The following is a 14,935-nucleotide window of genomic DNA, read 5'->3' as shown; positions in this document are numbered from 1 at the left end:
CCGGAGCGTTCCCCGGCCGGCCTCGCGCCACCAGCTGGTCGCCGTCTTCGAGTACCGCGGCCGTTCGACGGTCGCCAAGGGGTACCTGGTCTCCGACGACGGGAAGGACCGGCAGATGGCGCTCATCGGGCGCCAGGGCGATCTGCCGCCTGAGCTCGACGCCCTGCGGGGTTGTGAACGTGCGGCGGGGTTGCCGACGCGCCCCCGGAGTGCGTTGGCTGCCCCGCCGCACGTTCACAACCACAAGGGGCGTCCGCGACCCCGGCGATCGCGCGTTCACAGCCCCGCGGACCACTCGGCGTCGTCCCCCGCAACGGGGCCCCGGCGCCCGGCCAGGAGCGATCCTCGCCTCAGCCCGTGCGCCGGCTCCCATCCGGGCGTGGCCAGCTCGGGGCGGCGACGGGCAGCGGCGACGACGACAGGCGGGAACCAGGACAGGATCCTCGCGGCGAGTGAGGCGAGATCGTGGAGCTGGTCGCTGCGGATCCTCCTGACCGTCCAGCGCTGACCGCTGATGTCCTCCTGTCGATCGCTCTCGCGCCAGAAGGAGGCCGGCTCGTCGTACTTGCCGCGTCCGTCGATCTCGATGATGAGCCGCGGATCCGGCCAGCACAGGTCGACCCAATAGCTGCCCGAGCGGGTGTCGATCCGGTACTGGAGGACTGGCGGGGGCAGTCCGAGCCATCCGATGAGCCACCGGATCGTGCTCTCGAGCTGCGATTCCGACAGCGGTGAGGCCATGGCCAGGACTGCCCGCGCGGTGGCGATGCCCTTGCGCCGGCCCGCATGCTCGAGCATGTGCCGCCATGCCTCTCGCCCCGGCTCGGCGCGGCGCAGTGCCTCCTCGGGGTGCGCGCGTGCGGCCCCTGTGAAGAGCCGCAGCGCCGCGTCCGCGATGACGAGGGCGTTGTGGGCCGGCTCGTCGCAGGCGCAGTCGAAGGCGGTGCGCAGAAGGGACGTGACCAGGGCGCCGTCGGCGACGACGACGTCATCGGCGTCGAATACCGCTTTGCGGCGCCAGAGCCTGACGGCGGGCGCGTCCGGCGCTGGTCGCCGTGCACTGGTGGGGCGACCTCGTGCCGGAATCCTGATCAGGGGAAGCGCCGTCCCGGAGGCCGCTGGTGCATAGGCGACAGCGATGTAGACATCGGGCTGGCGGGTCGACATCGGCAATCCGAGGCGAAGCGCGGCGGAGGCGTGCGTGAGAACAGCGGATGGCGCGTGTGTCAGCCGCGCCGCCTCCGTTCGGGCCAAGGAGAGCGTGTACCGGTGCTGCCAGGCGGGGGCCGTGGCCTCGGGCAGCCAGAGGACTCCCCGGGCCAGGCGCAGGCCGCCGGGGGCCTCGCGGACGCGAGAGGCGCGGGTCGTGCGGGCGATCACGGGGCGAAGGCCGGCGCCGATCGAATTGCTCGGGATGGCGGGGACGGATTGTGGGAAGACCATGGTCTCCACGATGACGGCGGCGCCGACCACTCCGGGGCCGTCGTCCCCCAGTGCACAGGGAAGGGCGGCTCCGGCGGGCTTGTGGTTCCCGGGTCGTCGCGCAGGGCCGTCAAGCGCTGGTTCGATCGGGGTTCGGCGGGGTCGCGGCGGGCCGGGCCGGGGTCGCCGACGTGCGGCGAGGTCGCCGACGCGCTCCGGGGGCGCGTTGGCAACCCCGCTGCACGTTCACAACCACAAGGCGCGTCCACAACCCCGCGGACCGGACCACTCGGCGTCGTCGTCTCGTCACGTCGTCGGCCAGAATGACCTCGCCGGGGCGTTCTCCCCCTCGGGGAGGAGGGTGCTGCTTGACGGGAGGCGCTTAGGCTGGTGGTGTGAGCATCCTTGACGCCTCTTCCCGCCCCCGTCGGATCAAGATTCTCGCGGTCCTGTCCGCTCTCACCGCCGCGTCGGCGCTGTCGGCCTGCGGCAGCCCGTCGGTCTCCGACGCCACCCAGGCGACCGGCGCCGCCACCGCCTCCGTCCCCGCGGGCCTGGAGTCCTTCTACAGCCAGAGTGTTGACTGGTACCCGTGCAAGGAGGATGACGGCATGACCGAGCGCGGCGGCGACACGGGGCCCGGCACGATGAGCTGCGCGCGGGTGACGGTGCCGCTGGACTACAGCGATCCGGGGGGCGAGACGATCCAGATCGCGATGAAGAAGCGCTCGGCCTCGGCCGACACCGCCACGGGCACCCTGTTCATCAACCCGGGCGGTCCGGGCGGCTCCGGTGTCGACTTCCTTCCCCGGGTCACATCGAGCCAGTTCTCCAAGGACCTCATCACCGCCTACGACGTCATCGGCTTCGACCCTCGCGGGGTGGGGGACTCCACGGCGATCGACTGCCTGACCGATGCCGAGCTCGACGCCGAGCGCTCCGGGACGGAGTCCTCCAGCCTTCCCGACGACGCCACGGGGGAGCAGAAGCGCGCCGCCGTGGCCGATGAGACCACCAAGCGCGAGGCCAAGTGCGAGGCCAAGACCCAGCCCGCCGCCCTGCTCGACCACGTTGACACGGTCTCGGCCGCCAAGGACCTCGACATCCTGCGCGCCGTCACGGGCAGCCCCGCCCTCACCTATTTCGGCTACTCCTACGGGACCTTCCTGGGGGCGACCTACGCCGACCTCTTCCCGGGCAACGTGGGCCGATTCGTCCTCGACGGCGCCGTCGACCCCTCGATCAGCGGCGGCCAGATGGCGCTGGGCCAGGCGAAGGGCTTCGAGAACGCGCTGCGGGCCTATGTGGAGAACTGCCAGTCGGGCTCGGACTGCCCGCTGACGGGCTCGGCGGATGACGGGGTCAAGCAGATCCAGGACCTCCTCGCCTCCCTGGAGGCCAACCCGATTGCGACCTCGGACGATAACCGCCCGCTGACCCGCTCCCTGGCCATCTCCGGGATCATGGTTCCCCTGTACCAGTCCGAGGCCTGGTCCCAGCTGAGCTTCGCCCTGTCACGGGCGATGGGCAAGACCACGGATGACGGGAAGCCCGACGGCTCCACGCTCCTGTACTTCGCCGATCTCGCCGCGCAGCGCGGCAATGACGGCACCTACTCCGGCAACGGCGATGAGGCCATCAGCGCCATCAACTGCGCGGACTTCCCCGTCTCGGGGGATGCCGCCTCCTGGGATCAGGAGGCCTCGGAGATCAAGGCGGCCTCCCCGACCTTCGGCGACAGCCTCCAGTACACCGACGTCTCCTGCCAGGCCTGGGGGCACCCGTCGGGCAATGATCGCAAGGCGATCCACGCCTCGGGAGCCAACCCGATCCTGGTCATCGGGACGACGGGGGACCCGGCCACGCCCTACGAGTGGTCGCAGTCGCTGGCCGATCAGCTCGACTCGGGCCAGTTGCTGACCTGGAAGGGCAATGGGCACACGGCCTACGGGCGCGCCGGCAAGTGCGTGACCACTGCCGTGGATGAGTACCTGCTCAAGGGGACGATGCCCGCCGAGGGCCTCACCTGCGAGGGCTGAGCTCTCCCGCGATCGGGTGCCCCATCGCCTCGGCGAGGGCCGTGCCGGTCAGGCCCTGCGCCAGGAGGAACTGGGCCTTGGCGTAGGCCGCCTCCAGGGTCATGTCGGCGGCGCCGACGGCACCCGCCCGCGCGATGGCGTCCCCGGTGGCGTAGTGCCCGAGGATCACCTCGGCCTGGTGGCACTGGGAGGCGATGATGACCGCGGTCCCGGCCCTGATCGCCCGCGCGATCGCCTCGACCAGTCCCGGCTCGTCACTGGGCACGTTGCCCACCCCGAATGCCCGCAGGATGACCGCCTCCGGCAGGGGATCGAGCAGTGCCGCCGCGCGAGCCCCGGTGATGCCGGGGACCATATCGATGACGACGACGTCGTGCCGGGCGTAGGGCCTGGGCGCGGCCCGGGTGATGGAGGGGACGGAGGATCCGGCGCCCCCGACATCGGCGGTCCACTCCCAGGGGCCGGAGTCGGAAGCAGCGCGGGACAGCGGCGGGGCCACCGGGGAGGCAAAGCCCATGAGGTCCCAGGAGGAGGATTTCGTGGCGCGGCCGCCGGCCAGGAGCAGGCCGCCGAAGAACAGGGCGACCCCGTTCACCCTCCCGCTGACGGCGGCCCGCAGCGCCCCCAGGACATTCGCCTCGGCGTCGCTGCCCTCCGCCCCCAGCGGCAGTTGGGAGCCCGTGATGACGACCGGGGCCCCCAGCCCCGCCAGGGCGTAGGACAGGGCGGCCGAGGTGTAGGCCATGGTGTCCGTGCCGTGGAGGACGACGATCGGCTCATCGGGGTGGCCCGACGCGTGCGCGCGCACCTCGTCGACGATCGCCTGCCAGGACTCCGGCGTCGCGTTCGAGGAGTCGATGAGCGGCTCGAGGGCGGTCAGCGTGGTGGAGCCCAGGGCCTCCAGGCCCGGCGCCGCAGGACGATCGGGCGGGAGCAGGCCCGCGAGCCATCCGGCGAGATCCGCCCCCGGGACGAGGCCCTGGGGGGAGTCCACCATGCCGATGGTTCCGCCGGTGTAGATGATGTGGACGTTGCTCATCATGGGGCCCTCCTGCCCTCCTGCCCTCCTGCTCCCCTGGCGCCGGATCCGCCGGGTCGCGGGCGGCTACTGCTCGTCGTCGGGGCCGGTGGTCGCCTCATCGAGGACGTGATCGAGGAGGTCGCCGCGGATCCTGCCCCGCACCCGGTACCAGCCTGCCACCATCATGACGATGACGAGGCCGAACAGGGCGAGCGTCCACCGGCCCTCGGGCTCCTGGACATTGGCGACGACGATGAGCGCGAAGAAGGCGATCGCGATGTAGTTGGAGTAGGGGGCTCCGGGCATCCGATAGGCCGGGCGCTCCTCGAGGCCGGCCTGGACCCGCTTGAGGAAGGCCAGGTGGGTCACGAGGATCGCCACCCAGGTGCCGGCGATGCCGATGCCCGCGAGGTTCATGACGATGTTGAAGGCGTCCTCGGCGAGGAACGCGTTGAGGGCGACGCCCACGAGGCCGAGCGCGGAGGTGATGGCGATGGCGCCCGCGGGGACCTGGTGCTTGTTGAGGCCGGCCGCGAGGCCGGGCGCCTCGCCCGCCACCGCCATGGAGCGCAGCGTGCGGCCAGTGGCGTAGAGCCCGGCGTTGAGGCTGGACAGCGCCGCGGTCAGGACGACCACCTGGATGATGTCCCCGGCGTGGGGGACGCCGATGCCGGAGAAGAAGGTGACGAAAGGCGACTCGTTCTTGGAGTAGGAGGTGTAGGGAAGGACGAAGGCCATGAGGAGCACGGAGCCGACGTAGAAGACGAAGATCCTCAGGATCATCGAGTTGATGGCCTTGGGCAGCACGGTGATCGCGTCCTTCGCCTCACCGGCCGCCACGCCGACCATCTCGGTGCCCCCGAATGCGAAGACGACGCCGAGGGTGAGGGTGAAGATGACCCCGATGCCTGCGGGGGCGAAACCACCGTGCTCAGTGATGTTGCTCAGGCCCGCCGCCTGGCCGCCCACCTCCGCGCCGGAGACGATCGCCCACAGGGCCACGAGCATGAAGGAGACGATCGCCGCCACCTTGATGAGGGCGAACCAGAACTCGGCCTCGCCGAACATCTTGACATTGAGCATGTTGAGCACGAAGACCAGGGCGAGCGCGACAAGTGCGAGAACCCACTGGGGAACGACCTTGAAGGCGCTCCAGTAGTGCAGGTAGAGGGCGACGGCGGTGATGTCCGCCATGACGGTCACCGCCCAGTCGAGGAAGAAGAACCAACCGGTGATGTACGCGCCCTTCTCCCCGAGGAACTCGCGCGCGTAGGACACGAAGGCTCCCGAGGAGGGGCGGCGGATCGCGAGCTCGCCGAGGGCGCGCACCATGAGGAAGGCGAAGACGCCGCAGATCGCATAGGCGACGATGAGGATCGCCCCGCCCTGGGCCAGGCGCCCGCCGGCACCCAGGAACAGGCCGGTGCCGATCGAGCCCCCGATGGCGATCATCTGCAGATGGCGGTTCTTCAACTCCTTGTTGTAACCGGCGTCGCCCTTGTCGTACGCCGCTGGGGCCGCCGCGCCGGCCGAGGGATCTGTCTGCTGCGACATGCTGCTGGTCCTTTCCAGGAGGAGGGGCCTGGCCGGCGCCGCAGGGGCAGCGGGGCCCGATCGGAATGCGCGTGGGCGTTTGCCGGCACGCGCCATGGCCTGCGCCGTTGCGCGTCATGCCCAGTATCTCACGGTCCCGCGCCCCATCACGCGTCGTTCCGCGGGGCCGGGCGCGCGCCACGCCGTGCCTGTGCTCAGCGCCACTGGACGGCGGGGGCTTCCGCGTTGCACCGGGCGCGCGAGGCGCTGTAGAGTCCTCACGCTGCCGTTGGCGGCATGCCACCTTAGCTCAGTCGGCAGAGCGATTCACTCGTAATGAATAGGTCGTGGGTTCGATTCCCACAGGTGGCTCGCCCAGGCCCCGGGACCAACGATCCCGGGGCCTTCTTGTCGCGCCTTCTCGTCGCCGGGCCGCCGGTCGGCGCTCATCCGGTGCTGCCCAACCGCCGTCCGCCCCGGGCGGTTCGGCCCGCGAACGGCGGGCGGCATGAGTCCCGCGAGCTTCTCCGACCCCCGCCGCGCCCATCCTCCCTCTCCTCTTCCTCGCGCCCTATTGGCCCGGGCGGAACTCGCGCCCCGCGCCGTCCGGCCCGCTCGCGCCGTCCCATCCGATCCCCGTGCGATGGGGACCGGGCCGCTCCCAGGCTTCTCACAGAGGAAATGCATGGAGTCCGAAGAGGCGAATCCCTGGCCGATATTGCGCGGCCTGTATTCCTCCATTATCCTTCAGGGTGTTCGCAAGGGGATTCATCTCGGTAATCCTCAGACGTCACGAAGAGAAGAGTGAACCATGGCCCAGAAGACCCAGATCATCCTCGTCGACGATATCGACCAGTCCGCCGCATCGCAGACGGTCACGTTCGGCCTGGATGGGGTGACCTACGAGATCGACCTCAACGACGAGCACGCCGCCGCGCTGCGCGAGTCCATTGAGGAGTGGTCCGCCAAGGCCCGTCGCGTCTCCGGTCGCCGCAATGTCCGCCGTCGGGGCGCCGGCTCCTCGGCCGAGACCCAGAAGATCCGCGAGTGGGCCCGCAGTCAGGGCATGGAGGTCTCGGACCGCGGGCGCATTCCCGCCCCGATCCGCGAGGCCTACAACCAGGCCCACTGAAGGACCGCCCAGCGCGCCTCGCCGAAGGCGCGGGGACCCATGACCGCGCCGCTCGGGAGAGCCCTCGCTCCTGAGCGCCGCTGACCGCCGGGCCCCTGGCCCCAGTTCCGGATGACCCGGATGGGACCAGGGGCCTCGCGCGCGGCGCGCGCGCCTGGCAGGATAGGCCCATGGCTTACACCCTTGTGCTGCTCCGCCACGGCGAGAGCGAATGGAATGCGAAGAACCTGTTCACCGGTTGGGTCGATGTCCCCCTGTCCGAGAAGGGCCGCGCCGAGGCGGTCCACGGCGGCGAGCTCCTCAAGGAGGCCGGCGTCCTGCCCGAGAAGCTGTTCACCTCGATGCTGCGCCGCGCCATCATGACGGCGAACCTCGCCCTGGACGCGGCGGACCGCCACTGGATCCCCGTCGAGCGCGACTGGCGGCTCAATGAGCGCCACTACGGCGCCCTCCAGGGCAAGAACAAGAAGGAGATCCGCGACGAGTACGGCGAGGAGCAGTTCATGCTCTGGCGCCGCTCCTACGACGTCCCGCCGCCGGCCATCGAGCTCGGCAGCGAGTTCTCCCAGGACGCCGACCCGCGCTACGCCGGCGAGCCGATTCCCGCCACCGAGTGCCTCAAGGACGTCCTCGCCCGGCTCCTGCCCTACTGGGAGTCCACGATCGTCCCCGAGATCAAGACCGGCAGGACCGTCATGATCGCCGCCCACGGCAACTCCCTGCGCGCGATCGTCAAGCACCTCGACGGCATCTCCGATGACGACATCGCCGCCGTCAACATCCCCACCGGCATCCCGCTGGTCTACGAGCTCGACGAGGAGACCCTCCAGCCGCTCAAGAAGGGCGGCCGCTACCTCGACCCCGAGGCCGAGGCGAAGATCGCGGCCGTGGCCAACCAGGGCAAGTGAGCCCAGCGCCCCCCGGGTGCGCTCCGCGGCGGCGCCGGACCCCTCGTGGGTCCGGCGCCGCCGCGCGCTGTGAGCAACCTCCCCCGGTATCGCGCCGTGGAGCACTGGTAAACTGAGGTTCCTGTTTGCTTGACTGGAGACCTCACCCATGACCCTTGAAGTCGGAGAGACCGTCGTCTATCCCCACCACGGCGCGGCCCGGATCATCGATATTCGTCAGCGCAAGGTGAAGGGCGAGGAGAAGACCTATCTTCAGCTCGAGGTCGCCCAGGGCGATCTGACGATCCTCGTCCCCGCGGAGTCCGTCGAGCTCATCGGCGTGCGCGACGTCGTCGACGAGAAGGGCCTGGAGAAGGTCTTCGAGGTCCTCCGCGCCCCCTTCACCGAGGAGCCCACCAACTGGTCGCGCCGCTTCAAGGCCAATCAGGAGAAGATCGCCTCCGGCGACGTCATCAAGGTGGCCGAGGTCGTGCGGGACCTGTCCCGCCGGGACACCGATCGCGGTCTGTCCGCCGGTGAGAAGCGCATGCTCTCCAAGGCCCGCCAGATCCTCGTCTCCGAGCTCGCCCTGGCGCAGAAGACCCCCGAGGACGAGGCCGAGAGCCGCCTCGACGAGGTCCTCGCCGCCGGAGCCGCCGCCTGACGGCGCTCGAGTCGCCGGCGCCACCGCCGTCCCCGCCCGACCGACTGCGCCCCGTCATGACCGCCGCTGCCCCGGACGCCCCAGCCCCGGTGATCGCCGTGGTCACCGCCGCCGGCTCGGGCAGCCGCCTCGGCGCCGAGCTCCCCAAGGGCCTCGTCCCCCTCGCCGGGCAGTCGCTCGTGCGGCGCGCGGTGCGGGGCCTGCTGGCCTCCGGCACCCTCGAGCGCGTCGTCGTCACAGCGCCGGAGGGCCGGATCGAGGATTTCCGCCGCGAGGTGACCGATCTCGGCGCCGTCGACGTGGTCGCCGGATCCCCCGCCTCCCGTCAGGCCAGCGTCGCCCTCGGTCTCGAGGCGGCCCTGCGCGCCCAGCCCGACGCCGCCCTCATCCTCGTCCACGACGCCGCCCGTGCGCTCACGCCCCCCGATGTCATCCGGCGCGTCGTCACCGCCCTGCGCGAGGGGCACGAGGCCGTCATCCCCGTCATGCCGGTGACCGACACCATCAAGGAGGTCCGGCCCGGTGAGGCGGCCGAGCCGATCGTCGCCACCCCGGACCGCGCCCGGCTGCGCGCCGTCCAGACACCCCAGGGCTTCGCGCGCGACACGCTGCTGGCCGCTCACCGCGCCGGGGCCCGGCGCGCGGGCAGTGAGGCGCTCGCCGCGTCCGACGACGCCGGACTGGTCGAGGCGATGGGCGTGGATGTCGTGGCCGTGGCCGGGGACGCGCTCGCCCTCAAGGTGACCACGCGCATCGACCTCCTCCTCGCCGAGGCCCTCCTCGCCGAGGAGGGCCGGTCCGCCCGGCGCGGGTAGGTGCGCGGAACCCCCAACATGACCGTGCCCCATCTGTGCCCTGGGGGAGAGCGGAGCGGCGGGTGCACGCCGTAGGCTCGGGGCATGCCCTCCCCTGATTCATCCCTGGGGGCGACCACCGCCTCCGGGCAGCAGACCAAGCCCCGCCTCCTGACCTGGCCCGTCCTCGCCTGGGGGCTGTGGGACTGGGGTTCGGCCGCCTTCAACGCCGTCATCACGACCTTCGTCTTCGCGACCTACCTGGTCTCCTCACTCTTCGGGGACACCACCTCCAACCAGTCGCGCCTGTCCGCGGGCATGGCCATCGCGGGCCTGCTCATCGCCCTGCTCGCCCCCGTCACGGGGCAGCGGGCGGATCGCACCGGGCGCGCCGTCGCCTCCCTGGGGATCTACACCGCGCTGGTCGTGGCCGTCTCCGCCGCGCTCTTCCTCGTCAGACCCGCCCCCGGCTACCTGTGGCTCGGCATCGCGCTCATGGGGGTGGGCAACCTCTTCTTCGAGCTCGCCTCCGTCAACTACAACGGGCTCCTGTCCCACGTGACCACGAAGGAGCGGATCGGCGCGGTCTCCGGGATCGGCTGGGGCATGGGGTACCTGGGCGGGATCGTCCTGCTGCTCGTGGTCTACACCGGCCTCATCAGTCCCGAGGTCGGCTGGTTCGGCGTGAGCAGTGCGGACGGCCTCAATGTCCGCGTCGCCATGCTCGTCGCCGCCGCCTGGTTCGGGCTATCGGCGATCCCGGTGCTCGTCACCCAGTCCCGCGCCGCCAGTCGGCGCCGTCGGCCCGGGGCGCGGGCCGCGGGCGGGCCCGAGGCGGATCTCGCCAGGCAGATCCCCGAGATGGAGACCGAGCCGGTGGTGCCCGGGGACATCGCCGGCGTGGGGGGTCTCGCGGGGGCCGCGGGCACCGGGCGCCGCGAGTCGATCCTCGCCTCCTACCGGCACCTGTGGCGCACGCTGCGCTCCCTGTACCGCTCCCACCCGAACGTCCTGCGGTTCCTCCTGGCCTCGGCCGTGTTCCGGGACGGGCTCGCCGGGGTCTTCGCCTACGGCGGCATCATCGCGCGCACCACCTTCGACTTCTCCGACGCCGAGGTCATCCAGTTCGCCGTCGCCGCGAACGTGGTGGCCGGCATCGCCACGATCGCCTGCGGCAGGCTCGACGACCTCATCGGGCCGCGACGGGTCATCATGGGCTCACTGGCGATCCTCGTCGTGGCGGGCAACGCCGTCTTCTTCCTCCACGACGGCGGCAAGGCGGTGTTCTGGGCGCTCGGCCTGGCCCTGTCCGCGTGCGTGGGGCCGGCCCAGTCGGCCTCGCGCACCTTCCTCGCCCGACTCATCCCGGACGGGCGCGAGGGCGAGATCTTCGGACTGTACGCGACGACGGGGCGCGCCGCGTCCTTCCTCGCCCCCGCCCTGTACGGGGCGGCGATCTGGGTGGGCGCGCGCCTCATGGGGCAGGGGGCCGGCTACTGGGGGATCCTCGGCATCATGACGGTGCTCATCGCCGGGCTCGTCCTCATGGCCGGGGTCAAGGATCCCGACGGCCATCTCCAGCATCTCGCCTGACCGGGGCCGCCCGGGCCCTGCTGCCGCGGGACGGCAGCAGGGCCCAGCGGGTCAGTAGCCGACGGCGCCCGCCGCCCCCGCGGCCGAGGCCTGCTGGACGGGGGTGAAGCGCACTGCCGTGCCGGAGGCGGTCACCATGAGCATGCCGTTGTCCGAGCCGAGCGTCTCGTAGTCGATATCGACGCCGACGACGCCCTCGGCGCCGAGCTCGGTGGCGCGCTGCACCATCTCCGCCAGGGCGGTCTCGCGGGCCTGGATGAGCTCGCGCTCGTAGGACTCCGAGCGCCCGCCCACCATGTTGCGGAAGCCCGCGGCGATGTCCTTGAACATGTTGACCCCGGCGATCGTCTCCCCGCACACGACGCGCAGGTACTGGCTGACGGGGTATCCCTCGACGGTGGGGGTGGTGGTGACGATCATCGTGTCTCCTCAGTGGGTCCGACGGCTTCCCGTGGCTCGGTTCGGTGCAATCCTCGCCTGAGACCGCTCCCGGCGGCAACACTGCCCGCGGGGGAGGCTTCCCCGCCGAGGCGGCGCAGCGCCCGCTCGTACTCGGCGCCGATCCGGCCGGGGGCCACGGGGACGCCGTCGAGCTCCCAGCGCATGAGATGGGCTGGGTCGAAGCGCCCGCCGCAGCGCGCGCAGGACATCGGCCGCCGGGGCCGGCGCATCCGATCGACCGTGTGGCCCGCCGGGCAGATCCCCACCCACCGGCCGGGCAGGCTCGGCGCGTCCGCCGCGACCAGGCGCCTGCCGCTCGCGCCCAGGCGCCGGGCCTCCGCCGCCCACACGGCGTCGTGACCATGGGCGGGCCCCACCCGCGCGTGGGCGATCTCGTGCAGGACCGTCTCGCGCACCTCGGAGGGCGAGTACAGCGCCGTCAGGGGGCGCGAAAGGGTGATGCGGCGCCGGGCGTGATCGGTCTGGCCCGCGCGGCGCCGGGCCCGGTCGAGCGCCAGCTCCCAGTCGCCCACGCCGTGCGCCTCCATGAGGCCGCGCGCGAGGGTCAGGGCGTCGTGAGGATCCACGGGCCAAGGGTACGGCCGGCCCCCGCTGTCTCCGGAGGGCCGCCGCCCTCGGGGGCCGGCGCCCTCGGCGCCCGGCGCCCCGAAGACGTGAACGCCCCGCCCCGAGTATGGCAGCATGAGGCCAGTGCCCCCTTCACCCCCCGGTTCCCGCCGTGACCAGCCCAGCGGCGCGGGCCAGCGTCTGAGCACCTCGGCCCGCGCCCATTCGCGCGTGCCCGCGCGGCGCCGTCGTCGGCTCGGCCCACTGGCCGTCCTCATCCTCTCCTTCCTCATCACGGTGCTCGTGGCCGTCCTCGCCCTGTCCCTCGAGGGCCGGCTCGTCTCCCTCGGGACCGGTCCGACCGCCACCCCCGAGCCCGCGGGGCCTGCGCCCGTCGTCCCGGACATGACGGGCTACACCGCCTCCCGCATCATCGACGACGAGGTCTTCTACGACTCCGATGCCATGAGCGAGGAGGAGATCGCCGCCTTCATCGCCACGGTCAACGAGGGCTGCGTCCCGGGTCGCGACGGCACGCCGTGCCTCGCCGACGCCGTCTTCGAGACCCAGACCCGCGAGGTCTCCGATGTCTGCCCCGGCGGCTACATCGCCGCCGGCGGGCAGAGCGCCGCCCGGGTCATCTCCGGCGTCGCCTCGGCCTGCGGCATCAACCCTCGGGTCCTCCTCGTGCTCATCCATAAGGAGCAGGGGCTCCTCACCGCCTCCGGCAGCCGCCTCACCGCCCACGACTACGAAGCCGCCGCCGGCTACGCCTGCCCCGACGGCGGTCAGTGCGATCCGGCGTTCAGCGGGTTCTTCGCCCAGCTCTACGGCGCCGCCGGGCAGTTCCAGCGCTATCGCCTCGACCCCGGCGGCTACGCCTTCATCGCCGGGACGCCGACGACGATCGCCTACTCCCCGGACGCCGCCTGCGGGTCGGGGGAGGTGACGGTCGCCAACCAGGCCACCGCGGGGCTCTACGACTACACCCCCTACCTGACCAACGACGCCGCGGCCTCCGGCGGGGATGACTGCACGACCTGGGGGAACTGGAACTTCTACGGCTACTATCGCACGTTCTTCGGCTCCCCGCTCGTCACGGGCTAGGCCGGCCCGCCCCGCCGTGCCCTCCCCGGCTGTGCCCCTCGGCGCCCGTCGGTGTGGGTCGGTGACGACGGACCCGTGCGTGGCATCATGCGCCCATGAGGCTGATGACGCTCCCCTCCTCCCTCGCCACCGCGTGGGTCGTCGTCGAGTACGTCATCAAGATCGTCGCCCTGGGGACCATCCCCGAGAACCGCCGCCCGTCGTCGTCGACGGCCTGGCTCATCCTCATCTTCCTCCTGCCCGTCGTCGGACTCCCCCTCTACCTGCTCCTGGGCAGCCCGCGCGTGACCGGCAAGCGCTACCGCCAGCAGGTCGAGGTCAACGAGATGGCGCTGCGCTACACCGCGCACCTGCCCGACGCCCCGCCCGGGGCCAGTGAGTCCGGGCACCTCGAGTCGATCCTGCGCATGAACCGGCGCCTGACCGGACTGCCCTGCCTCACCGGGGAGGTCATCGCCCTCCACGACGACTCCGCGGCCACCTACGCCGCCATGGCCCGCGCCATCGATGAGGCCACCACCTCGGTGAACGTCGAGTGCTACATTCAGTCCTGGGACGACGTCACCGACGTCTTCTACAGCGCCCTGGAGCGCGCCGCCGCCCGCGGCGTCAAGGTGCGTCTCCTGCTCGACCACCTGGGCAGCCGCAAGTACCCCGGCTGGAGGACCCTGGGCAAGCGCCTGAGCGCGGCGGGCATCGAGTGGTGGCTCATGATGCCCCTCCTGCCCTTCCGCCTGCGCTGGCGCCGCCCCGACCTGCGCAATCACCGCAAGCTCCTCATCATCGACAACGAGCGGGCCTTCATCGGCTCCCACAACATCATCGACCCCACCTATCTGCTGCGCCGCAACCGCTGGGCGGGGCGCGTCTGGAAGGACCTCACCGTGGAGGTCACGGGCGCGATCGTCGCCGAGGCGCAGGCCGTCTTCGCCATGGACTGGCTCTTCGAGGCCGACGAGCTCCTCGACGTCTTCGCCCTCAGCCCGGCCCGCAAGCGCAAGCCCGGTGTCTCGCGGCCCGTCCACAAGCGCTCCACCTCCACCATCGCCGAGGCCCTGCCCGAGGCCATCCCCGAGGTGGGTCAGGGGCCCGTGCCCACCGTGGGCTCCGCCGCGCCCCGCCCCGGGCGCCCCGGCGCCGTCGTCAACGCCATGCAACTCGTGCCGTCCGGGCCCGGCTACCCCCTGGAGCCGAACCTGCGGATGTTCCTGTCCCTCATCCAGGGGGCCACCCGGCGGGTGTCCATCACCAGCCCCTACTTCATCCCCGACGAGGCGCTGCTGGCCGCGATCACGTCGGCCGCCTACCGGGGCGTGCAGGTCGAGCTGTTCGTCGGCAAGGAGTCCGACCAGTTCATCGTCAACCACGCCCAGCGCTCCTACTACCCGGCGCTGCTGGCCGCCGGGGTACGGATCTTCCGCTACCCCCCGCCCACCGTCCTGCACTCCAAGTACATGACGGTGGACGGCGAGGTGGCGGTCATCGGCTCGTCCAACATGGATTTCCGCAGCTTCACCCTCAACTACGAGGTCATGCTGCTGGCCTTCGGCGGGGACCTCGACGACCTCCTGCGCGCCAACGATGAGGCCTACCGGGCCGTCTCCGAGGAGCTGACCGCCGAGCAGTGGGCCGCCGAGCCCCGCTACCTGCGCTACATCGACAACGTGTGCCGGCTCATGTCGTCGGTGCTGTGAGCCGCTGAGCCCCGTGCGATCCGCGCCTCGCGGAATCACGC

Annotated in this window: 13 protein-coding genes and 1 tRNA gene; 9 read left to right on the top strand and 5 right to left on the bottom strand. The window is 71.6% G+C overall.

From position 1 onward, the window contains the following. Positions 1 to 276: 276 nt before the first annotated feature. The gene (locus tag B1H55_RS06985) at positions 277 to 1,473 is read right to left on the bottom strand and encodes a PDDEXK family nuclease (protein WP_077240614.1); all 1,197 of its coding nucleotides are present in this window, start codon (positions 1,471 to 1,473) and stop codon (positions 277 to 279) included. A gap of 344 nt (positions 1,474 to 1,817) precedes the next feature. Between B1H55_RS06985 and B1H55_RS06980 the strand changes: the two genes are divergently transcribed. After that, the gene (locus B1H55_RS06980) at positions 1,818 to 3,461 is read left to right on the top strand and encodes an alpha/beta hydrolase (protein ID WP_080461655.1); all 1,644 of its coding nucleotides are present in this window, start codon (positions 1,818 to 1,820) and stop codon (positions 3,459 to 3,461) included. Here B1H55_RS06980 and B1H55_RS06975 read toward each other — a convergent pair. After that, positions 3,445 to 4,500 carry an asparaginase gene (locus tag B1H55_RS06975; protein WP_073454446.1) on the bottom strand — a complete coding sequence of 352 codons (1,056 nt, stop codon included), beginning with the start codon at positions 4,498 to 4,500 and terminating at the stop codon, positions 3,445 to 3,447. The two genes, B1H55_RS06980 and B1H55_RS06975, sit on opposite strands and share 17 nt — an antisense overlap. Before the next feature lie 66 nt (positions 4,501 to 4,566). Continuing rightward, positions 4,567 to 6,036, bottom strand: coding sequence for an amino acid permease (locus tag B1H55_RS06970; RefSeq protein ID WP_073454410.1), 1,470 nt, complete (start codon positions 6,034 to 6,036; stop codon positions 4,567 to 4,569). 278 nt (positions 6,037 to 6,314) lie between these two features. On the opposite strand from B1H55_RS06970, the gene B1H55_RS06965 reads away from it, so the two are divergent. The 6 genes from B1H55_RS06965 to B1H55_RS06940 all read left to right on the top strand — a co-directional run bounded on the left by B1H55_RS06965 (position 6,315) and on the right by B1H55_RS06940 (position 11,085). Further along, positions 6,315 to 6,387, top strand: a tRNA-Thr gene (locus B1H55_RS06965). Between the two features lie 439 nt (positions 6,388 to 6,826). After that, positions 6,827 to 7,147, top strand: coding sequence for a histone-like nucleoid-structuring protein Lsr2 (locus B1H55_RS06960; RefSeq protein WP_073454408.1), 321 nt, complete (start codon positions 6,827 to 6,829; stop codon positions 7,145 to 7,147). 170 nt (positions 7,148 to 7,317) lie between these two features. Then, positions 7,318 to 8,055 (top strand): phosphoglyceromutase, encoded by a 738-nt coding sequence (locus B1H55_RS06955; RefSeq protein ID WP_077240613.1) that lies wholly within the window; start codon positions 7,318 to 7,320, stop codon positions 8,053 to 8,055. A gap of 148 nt (positions 8,056 to 8,203) precedes the next feature. Then, a complete protein-coding gene (locus B1H55_RS06950; RefSeq protein ID WP_017177592.1) occupies positions 8,204 to 8,698 on the top strand; it encodes a CarD family transcriptional regulator in 495 nt (164 codons plus the stop codon). A 56-nt stretch (positions 8,699 to 8,754) separates the two neighbouring features. After that, positions 8,755 to 9,513: a 2-C-methyl-D-erythritol 4-phosphate cytidylyltransferase gene (gene ispD, locus B1H55_RS06945; protein WP_073454404.1), complete on the top strand. Its 759-nt coding sequence runs from the start codon at positions 8,755 to 8,757 to the stop codon at positions 9,511 to 9,513. 84 nt (positions 9,514 to 9,597) lie between these two features. After that, positions 9,598 to 11,085, top strand: a complete 1,488-nt coding sequence (locus tag B1H55_RS06940; protein ID WP_077240611.1) for an MFS transporter — start codon at positions 9,598 to 9,600, stop codon at positions 11,083 to 11,085. Positions 11,086 to 11,136: 51 nt separating this feature from the next. On the opposite strand, the gene B1H55_RS06935 is transcribed toward B1H55_RS06940, so the two are convergent. Further along, the gene (locus tag B1H55_RS06935) at positions 11,137 to 11,505 is read right to left on the bottom strand and encodes a heavy metal-binding domain-containing protein (protein WP_073454401.1); all 369 of its coding nucleotides are present in this window, start codon (positions 11,503 to 11,505) and stop codon (positions 11,137 to 11,139) included. Then, positions 11,502 to 12,113 (bottom strand): SprT-like domain-containing protein, encoded by a 612-nt coding sequence (locus tag B1H55_RS06930; RefSeq protein ID WP_077240610.1) that lies wholly within the window; start codon positions 12,111 to 12,113, stop codon positions 11,502 to 11,504. The genes B1H55_RS06935 and B1H55_RS06930 overlap by 4 nt, the downstream gene beginning before the upstream one ends. Positions 12,114 to 12,228: 115 nt before the next feature. Here B1H55_RS06930 and B1H55_RS06925 point away from each other — a divergent pair, with 115 nt between their 5' ends. After that, positions 12,229 to 13,200 (top strand): hypothetical protein, encoded by a 972-nt coding sequence (locus B1H55_RS06925; RefSeq protein WP_331713088.1) that lies wholly within the window; start codon positions 12,229 to 12,231, stop codon positions 13,198 to 13,200. A gap of 104 nt (positions 13,201 to 13,304) precedes the next feature. Continuing rightward, on the top strand, positions 13,305 to 14,894 hold the full coding sequence (locus B1H55_RS06920; RefSeq protein ID WP_073454399.1) for a phospholipase D-like domain-containing protein: 1,590 nt from the start codon (positions 13,305 to 13,307) through the stop codon (positions 14,892 to 14,894). Positions 14,895 to 14,935: the final 41 nt, after the last annotated feature.

This window comes from Actinomyces denticolens, assembly GCF_002072185.1.
GTDB lineage: Bacteria > Actinomycetota > Actinomycetes > Actinomycetales > Actinomycetaceae > Actinomyces > Actinomyces denticolens.
Note: the sequence above shows the minus strand (reverse complement) of the source record. Positions and strands in the feature narration are given on the sequence as shown.

Coding starts and splice junctions, on each gene's coding strand:
- B1H55_RS06975 (WP_073454446.1), bottom strand. CDS start 4,500: ATGAGCAACGTCCACATCATCTACACCGGCGGAACCATCGGCATGGTG.
- B1H55_RS06970 (WP_073454410.1), bottom strand. CDS start 6,036: ATGTCGCAGCAGACAGATCCCTCGGCCGGCGCGGCGGCCCCAGCGGCG.
- B1H55_RS06960 (WP_073454408.1), top strand. CDS start 6,827: ATGGCCCAGAAGACCCAGATCATCCTCGTCGACGATATCGACCAGTCC.
- B1H55_RS06955 (WP_077240613.1), top strand. CDS start 7,318: ATGGCTTACACCCTTGTGCTGCTCCGCCACGGCGAGAGCGAATGGAAT.
- B1H55_RS06950 (WP_017177592.1), top strand. CDS start 8,204: ATGACCCTTGAAGTCGGAGAGACCGTCGTCTATCCCCACCACGGCGCG.
- ispD (WP_073454404.1), top strand. CDS start 8,755: ATGACCGCCGCTGCCCCGGACGCCCCAGCCCCGGTGATCGCCGTGGTC.
- B1H55_RS06940 (WP_077240611.1), top strand. CDS start 9,598: ATGCCCTCCCCTGATTCATCCCTGGGGGCGACCACCGCCTCCGGGCAG.
- B1H55_RS06935 (WP_073454401.1), bottom strand. CDS start 11,505: ATGATCGTCACCACCACCCCCACCGTCGAGGGATACCCCGTCAGCCAG.
- B1H55_RS06925 (WP_331713088.1), top strand. CDS start 12,229: ATGAGGCCAGTGCCCCCTTCACCCCCCGGTTCCCGCCGTGACCAGCCC.
- B1H55_RS06920 (WP_073454399.1), top strand. CDS start 13,305: ATGACGCTCCCCTCCTCCCTCGCCACCGCGTGGGTCGTCGTCGAGTAC.